The sequence below is a fragment of the Pseudomonas protegens genome, assembly GCF_003732485.1.
Taxonomy (GTDB): Bacteria; Pseudomonadota; Gammaproteobacteria; order Pseudomonadales; family Pseudomonadaceae; genus Aquipseudomonas; species Aquipseudomonas protegens_B.
The window spans coordinates 128,772-136,288 of the sequence record NZ_MOAK01000056.1 but is presented as its reverse complement, the minus strand read 5'-3'; the positions used below and the strand labels follow the sequence as shown (position 1 = coordinate 136,288).

Genomic DNA, 7,517 nt, shown 5'->3' with positions numbered 1-7,517 from the left:
CGGGCCCTTTCGCCGGCAAGCCGGCTCCTACGGGGATGGTGGTGTGGGCGGATTCGTGAAACCACCATAAGCCCCCTGTAGGAGCTGGCTTGCCAGCGAAGGCGTCAGCACTGGCGATGCACATCTTGCGGGCCCTTTCGCCGGCAAGCCGGCTCCTACGCTTGGCGCTGGGCGATGGCCTGGGAGGCGGCGAGCATGGCGCGCAGCAGCACCGCGCAGCCGGCGGCGAGGTCGTCAGGGTCGGCATTCTCGATTTCGTTGTGGCTGATGCCACCTTCGCAAGGCACGAAGATCATCCCCGCCGGGCCCAGCTCGGCGACGAAGATCGCGTCATGCCCGGCACCGCTGACGATGTCCATGTGGGACAACCCCAAACCCTGCGCGGCACCGCGCACCGCATCGACGCACACCGGGTCGAAGTACAGCGGCGGGAAGTCCGCAGTGGGGGTCAGTTCGAAGCTCAGGCCGTGTTCTTCGCAGGTGTTGTCGATCACCTGGCGCACCTCGGCAATCATCGAGTCCAGACGCGCCGGCTCCAGGTGGCGGAAGTCCAGGGTCATGCGCACCTCGCCCGGAATCACGTTGCGCGAGCCCGGGTAGGCTTGCAGGCAGCCGACGGTGCCACAGGCGTGAGGCTGGTGGCCGAGGGCTGCGCGGTTGACCGCGGCCACCACGGCAGCAGCGCCCACCAGGGCGTCCTTGCGCAGGTGCATGGGGGTCGGGCCGGCATGGGCTTCGACACCCCGCAGCTTGAGGTCGAACCACTTCTGCCCCAGGGCGCCGAGCACCACGCCTATGGTCTTGCGCTCATCTTCCAGGATCGGGCCTTGCTCGATGTGCGCCTCGAAATAGGCGCCCACCGGATGCCCGCTGACCGGGCGCGTGCCGGCATAGCCGATGGCATTCAGGGCCTCGCCGACGCTGATGCCATCGACGTCGGTCTTGGCCAGGGTGTCTTGCAGGGTGAATTTCTCGGCGAACACCCCGGAGCCCATCATGCACGGCGGAAAGCGCGAGCCTTCTTCGTTGGTCCACACCACCACTTCCAGGGGCGCCTCGGTTTCCAGCTTGAGTTCGTTGAGGGTACGCAGCACTTCCACCCCGGCCAGCACACCAAAACAGCCATCGAACTTGCCACCGGTGGGCTGGGTGTCGATATGGCTGCCGGTCATCACCGGTGGCAGGTGCGGATTGCGCCCGGGGCGGCGGGCGAAGATGTTGCCGATGCCATCCACCGTGACCGCGCAACCGGCCTCCTCGCACCATTGCACGAACAGATCCCGGGCCTGGCGGTCGAGGTCGGTCAGGGCCAAACGGCAGACGCCGCCCTTGACCGTGGCGCCAAGCCTGGCCAGTTCCATGAGCGACCGCCACAGGCGGTCGCGGTTGATGTGCTGATGGCTGGATTGCAGAACCTCGACGGCAGCGTTCATGGTGATTTCCTCAGGCGTTTCTTCTGATTTTGTCGGGGGATGCGTGGCGCAATCACCCGGGATAACGGCCTAGCAACAATCGGTAGGAGCCGGCCGGGCGGCGTTGCGCTTGCCGGCGAAGGGGCCCGCAAGATGTGCGTCGCCCGTGCCGACGCCTTCGCTGGCAAGCCAGCTCCTACGGGACGGGGGTGGTGCCCGCGAGCGCGGTGGCTGGGTGTTCATGTTGGGGTCTTGGCGGTCGCCACCCGGGGGCTGCGCCAGCTGCACAGGCCGTAGTAGATCAACCCGCCCAGGGCCGAGCCGGTGAACCAGCCGTAGCTGTAGAACCAGTTGAAGGCGCTGCTGCCCAGGGACATCAGGGTCAGGGCCACCGGTACGCCGAAGGCGATGAAACCGTGCCAGTTCCACGCCGGGTAGACATCGTCGCGGTACAGGCCGGCCAGGTCCAGGCGCTGTTGCTTGATGATGAAGTAGTCCACCACCATGATCCCGGCAATCGGCCCCAGCAGGCTGGAGTAACCCAGCAGCCAGTTGGAATACACGGTCTCCAGGCTGACGTCGGAAATCAGCAGGCCGAGTTTTTTCAGCAACTCGTGGCCCATCAGCGCCAGCCCCACCAGGCCGGTAAGGATCACCGCGGTGGTGCGGCCGATCAGCTTGGGCGCGAGGTTCTGGAAGTCGTTGGTGGGCGAGACGATGTTGGCCGCGGTGTTGGTGGACAAGGTGGCGATGATGATCAACGCCATGGCCAGGGCCACCCAGCCCGGGCTCTGGATGTGGCCGATCAGGCTCACCGGGTCGGAGACGGTGACCCCCACCAGTTTCACCGAGGCGGCGGTCATCACCACCCCCAGGGCGGCGAACAGGAACATGGTCAGCGGCAGGCCGAAGATCTGCCCGAGGATCTGGTCCTTCTGGCTTTTCGCGTAGCGGCTGAAGTCGGGAATGTTCAGCGACAGGGTGGCCCAGAAACCCACCATCGCCGTGAGCCCGGCCATGAAGTAACCGGTGACGCTGGCGCCCTCGGGACGCTTGGGCGGGATCGCCAACAGCTCAGTCAGCGACACGCTGGGCAAGGCCCACACCAGCAGCCCGATGCCCACCGCCACCAGCAGCGGCGCGGACAATGTTTCCAGCCACTTGATCGACTCGGCGCCGCGCAGCACCACCCACAGGTTGAGGGTCCAGAAGATCATGAAGCCGATCACCTCACCGGTGCCGCCCAGGGCCTTCCAGCCCTCGAAGATCGAGCCCAGGAACAGGTGGATCGCCAGCCCGCCGAACATCGTCTGGATGCCGAACCAGCCGCAGGCCACCAGGGCGCGGATCAGGCACGGCACGTTGGAGCCGATGATGCCGAACGAGGAGCGCAGCAGCACCGGGAACGGAATGCCGTACTTGGTGCCGGCAAAGGCGTTGAGGGTCAGGGGCACCAGCACCACGATATTGGCCAGCAGGATCGCCAGCAGCGCCTCGCCGACACTGAGGCCGAAGTAGGCAGTGAGCACCCCGCCGAGGGTGTAAGTGGGCACGCAGATCGACATGCCGATCCACAGTGCGGTGATGTGCCATTTGTTCCAGGTGCGCTCCTGGACCTTGGTCGGTGCTATGTCGTGGTTGTAACGGGGGCTGTCGAGTACGTCGCTGCCGGCGTCCAGCTCGTACAAGCCGGCGCGCTCGGTCACCTGGGATCTGATCTGTTGCATGGCCGCTCCACTGTTGTTCTGATTATTTTGCTCATCAGGCCGGCAGGCGAAGGGCTCGCACGCCGGACGATGGCCGGAGAACTTACGACTTCCACCCTCCTGGCCAGCGATCTGCGGCGGCACTCAATAAAGGTGCCAAGTACTTGCGCGGTCGTTGCTGCACGGCTGGCGGAATCCATGTAAACAACTGATGTCATTGGGTTTTATGCAAGCAACTTTCAAGCCCCTGGTTAGTTGCCAATCCACTCAGGCCGGGTGTTTGGCAAGTTGTCCACTCGATCAGGACCCAAAGCAGTGCACGGTTATTTTTCTAGTTATTTCCTGGTCTTCCCAGCGCCTCCTCAAGCAGCTGATTTGACATAGGAAATCTCGACTATTTTTTGATCCTGTCAAGTGCGTCAAAATGGTGAGAGGCTGCACCATTTTGCAGATTTGAACTTTTAATCGTTATATTTTAACAAGTTATATTGAATATAAGCTTATAAAAAATATTCTTGATGTTTCTTTGAAGTGCGACTAGCTTCTAATCCTGTCACCGATGACAGGATTGTTTAAGTTATCAGTGCGTTCAATAAAAAAGTTAGAACCGACAGCAGTCGGTCATGCCTGCGAGGAACTCGGAATGTCTCTGTTGATCCGTGGCGCCACCGTTATTACCCATGATGAAAGTTATAAAGCCGATGTGCTCTGCGCAGACGGTCTAATTCGCGCCATCGGCAACAATCTGGATATTCCCGTCGGTTGCGAAGTGCTCGATGGCAGCGGCCAATACTTGATGCCCGGCGGCATCGACCCCCATACCCACATGCAGCTGCCCTTCATGGGCACCGTGGCCAGCGAAGACTTCTTCAGCGGCACGGCGGCGGGCCTGGCGGGGGGCACCACCTCGATCATCGACTTCGTGATTCCCAACCCCCAGCAGTCGTTGCTGGAGGCCTTCCAGCAGTGGCGCGGCTGGGCGGAAAAATCCGCCAGCGACTACGGCTTCCACGTGGCCATTACCTGGTGGAGCGAGCAGGTGCGCGAGGAAATGGCCGAGCTGGTGCAGCACCACGGCATCAACAGCTTCAAGCACTTCATGGCCTACAAGAACGCCATCATGGCCGCCGACGACACCCTGGTGGCGAGCTTCGAGCGCTGCCTGGAACTGGGGGCAGTACCCACGGTGCACGCTGAAAACGGCGAGCTGGTGTATCACCTGCAACGCAAGCTGCTGGCCCAAGGCATTACCGGGCCGGAAGCCCACCCGTTGTCGCGGCCCTCGCAAGTCGAAGGCGAAGCCGCCAGCCGGGCCATTCGCATCGCCGAGACCCTGGGCACGCCGCTGTACCTGGTGCACGTCTCGACCCAGGAAGCCCTGGACGAAATCAGCTATGCCCGGGGCAAGGGCCAGCCGGTCTACGGTGAAGTGCTGGCCGGGCACCTGCTGCTGGACGACAGCGTGTACCGCGACCCGGACTGGCAGACCGCCGCCGGCTACGTGATGAGCCCGCCCTTCCGCCCCCGTGGCCATCAGGAGGCCCTGTGGCGCGGCCTGCAATCGGGCAACCTGCACACCACCGCCACCGACCACTGCTGCTTCTGCGCCGAACAGAAAGCCGCCGGCCGCGACGACTTCAGCAAGATCCCCAACGGCACCGCCGGCATCGAGGACCGCATGGCCGTGCTCTGGGATGAAGGGGTGAACAGCGGGCGCCTGTCGATGCAGGAATTCGTCGCCCTGACCTCCACCAACACCGCGAAGATCTTCAACCTCTACCCGCGCAAGGGCGCGATCCGCGTCGGCGCCGACGCCGACCTGGTGCTCTGGGACCCGCAAGGCACGCGGACCATCTCCGCCAAGACCCACCACCAGCAGGTGGACTTCAACATCTTCGAAGGCAAGACCGTGCGCGGCGTGCCCAGCCACACCATCAGCCAGGGCAAGCTGGTGTGGGCCGACGGCGACCTGCGGGCCGAACGCGGCGCCGGGCGCTACATCGAGCGCCCGGCCTACCCGGCGGTGTTCGACCTCTTGAGCAAGCGCGCCGAGCGGCACAAGCCGACGGCGGTTAAACGCTGAGACCGGGGGGGGGCGTTGCCCCCCTATCGCGAGCAAGCTCGCTCCTACAGAAACCCATGCCCCCTGTAGGAGCTGGCTTGCCAGCGAAGGCGCCCGCAAATCCCTTGTAAGAGTCAAAGGCCTATTCGCCGGCAAGCCGGCTCCTACGGATATGGGTGATCCCAGCTATAGAAAATGCCCGTCAGAGGCAACCAAGAAACGAACCGTGAGGCCAAAACCGTGATCAAGACCTTGAACCACTTGCCCCACCCGACCCTGGACAACGCCACCCTGGCCGGCCACTTCAGCGACCTGGCGCCGCCGCTCAACGGCCGCCAGGCCCATCTGGAAGCTTCGCGCTGCCTGTATTGCTACGACGCGCCCTGCGTCAACGCCTGCCCCAGCGAGATCGACATTCCTTCGTTCATCCGCAATATCCACACCGACAACGTCCAGGGTGCGGCGCAGAAGATTCTCTCGGCCAATATCCTCGGCGGCAGCTGCGCCCGGGTCTGCCCCACCGAGATCCTCTGCCAGCAGGCCTGCGTGCGCAACAACGCCCAGGAGTGCGCACCGGTGCTGATCGGCCTGTTGCAGCGCTATGCCCTGGACAACGCGCACTTCACCCAGCACCCGTTCCAGCGCGCCGCGCCCACCGGCAAGCGCATTGCCGTGGTCGGCGCCGGCCCGGCGGGTTTGTCCTGCGCCCACCGCTGCGCCCTGCACGGCCATGAAGTGGTGATTTTCGAAGCCCGGGACAAGGCCGGCGGCCTCAACGAATACGGGATCGCCAAGTACAAGCTGGTGGATGACTTCGCTCAGCGGGAGCTGGAGTTTCTACTGGGCGTTGGCGGCATCGAGATCCGCCACGGGCACAAGCTGGGCGCCAACCTGAGCCTGACCGAGCTGCACCAGCAGTTCGACGCGGTGTTCCTCGGCCTCGGGCTGGCCGCCAGCAAGCAACTGGGGCTGGAGCATGAAGACGCCCCCGGGTTGCTGGCCGCCACCGACTACATTCGCGAATTGCGCCAGACCGACGACCTCAGCCAACTGCCCCTGGCCGAGCGCTGCATCGTTCTCGGCGCCGGCAACACCGCCATCGACATGGCGGTGCAAATGGCGCGCCTGGGTGCCAGTGACGTCAACCTGGTGTACCGCCGGGGCGTCGAGGACATGGGCGCCACCGAGCATGAACAGGACATCGCCAAGGCCAATCAGGTGCGCCTGCTGACCTGGGCCGCGCCGCAAGAAGTGCTGCTGGATGACCGGGGCCGGGTACGCGGCATGCGCTTCGCCCGTACCCGCATGGTGGAAGGCCGCCTGCAAACCACCGGCGACACCTTCGAACTGGCGGCCGATGCGATCTTCAAGGCCATCGGCCAGAGCTTCGACGCTACAGCGCTGAGCGACCCGCTGGCCCGGGAGCTGCAACGCAGCGGCGAACGCATCCAGGTGGACGAACAACTGCGCACCAGCATTCCCGGAGTCTATGCCGGCGGCGACTGCGTCAGCCTCGGCCAGGACCTGACCGTGCAGGCGGTGCAACACGGCAAGCTGGCCGCAGAAGCCATGCATGCCCAACTCATGCTCAATGTGGAGGCTGCGTAAATGGCCGATCTCTCGATTGTCTTCGCCGGTATCAAAGCCCCCAATCCGTTCTGGCTGGCCTCCGCGCCGCCCACCGATAAGGCCTACAACGTGGTCCGCGCGTTCGAGGCCGGCTGGGGTGGTGTGGTCTGGAAAACCCTGGGTGAGGACCCGGCGGCGGTCAACGTCTCGTCCCGTTATTCCGCGCATTTCGGACCGAACCGCGAAGTCATGGGCATCAACAACATCGAGCTGATCACCGACCGTTCCCTGGAGATCAACCTCAAGGAAATCACCCAGGTGAAGAAGGACTGGCCGGACCGCGCCTTGATCGTGTCGCTGATGGTGCCCTGTGTCCAAGAGTCGTGGAAAGCCATCCTGCCCCTGGTGGAAGCCACCGGTTGCGACGGCATCGAACTGAACTTCGGTTGCCCCCATGGCATGCCGGAACGGGGTATGGGCGCGGCGGTGGGCCAGGTGCCGGAGTATGTCGAGCAGGTGACCCGCTGGTGCAAGACTTATTGCTCGCTGCCGGTGATCGTCAAACTGACGCCGAACATCACCGACATTCGCACCGCCGCCCGCGCCGCCCATCGTGGCGGGGCGGACGCGGTGTCGCTGATCAACACCATCAACTCCATCACCAGCGTCGACCTGGAGCGCATGGTGGCCCACCCCATGGTGGGCAGCCAGAGCACCCACGGCGGCTACTGCGGTTCGGCGGTCAAGCCGATTGCCCTGAACATGGTG

The 7,517-nt window shown here is 64.1% G+C and carries 5 protein-coding genes; 3 read left to right on the top strand and 2 right to left on the bottom strand.

The features are described from left to right. Positions 1-155: 155 nt before the first annotated feature. Positions 156-1,433 (bottom strand): Zn-dependent hydrolase, encoded by a 1,278-nt coding sequence (locus BLX41_RS15925; protein WP_123725687.1) that lies wholly within the window; start codon positions 1,431-1,433, stop codon positions 156-158. Between the two features lie 218 nt (positions 1,434-1,651). Continuing rightward, positions 1,652-3,139: an NCS1 family nucleobase:cation symporter-1 gene (locus tag BLX41_RS15920; RefSeq protein WP_123725686.1), complete on the bottom strand. Its 1,488-nt coding sequence runs from the start codon at positions 3,137-3,139 to the stop codon at positions 1,652-1,654. 622 nt (positions 3,140-3,761) lie between these two features. On the opposite strand from BLX41_RS15920, the gene hydA reads away from it, so the two are divergent. The 3 genes from hydA to preA form a co-directional block, all read left to right on the top strand. Further along, the gene (gene hydA, locus BLX41_RS15915; RefSeq protein WP_072442236.1) at positions 3,762-5,201 is read left to right on the top strand and encodes a dihydropyrimidinase; all 1,440 of its coding nucleotides are present in this window, start codon (positions 3,762-3,764) and stop codon (positions 5,199-5,201) included. Between the two features lie 219 nt (positions 5,202-5,420). Next, on the top strand, positions 5,421-6,788 hold the full coding sequence (locus BLX41_RS15910) for an NAD(P)-dependent oxidoreductase (protein WP_185073600.1): 1,368 nt from the start codon (positions 5,421-5,423) through the stop codon (positions 6,786-6,788). Then, positions 6,789-7,517 (top strand): NAD-dependent dihydropyrimidine dehydrogenase subunit PreA (gene preA, locus BLX41_RS35475; RefSeq protein ID WP_259744944.1); only part of this gene is annotated, 729 nt, incomplete at its 3' end.

Excerpts from the sequence above, each read along its gene's own strand:
- BLX41_RS15925 (WP_123725687.1), bottom strand. The coding sequence starts at position 1,433 with ATGAACGCTGCCGTCGAGGTTCTGCAATCCAGCCATCAGCACATCAAC.
- BLX41_RS15920 (WP_123725686.1), bottom strand. The coding sequence starts at position 3,139 with ATGCAACAGATCAGATCCCAGGTGACCGAGCGCGCCGGCTTGTACGAG.
- hydA (WP_072442236.1), top strand. The coding sequence starts at position 3,762 with ATGTCTCTGTTGATCCGTGGCGCCACCGTTATTACCCATGATGAAAGT.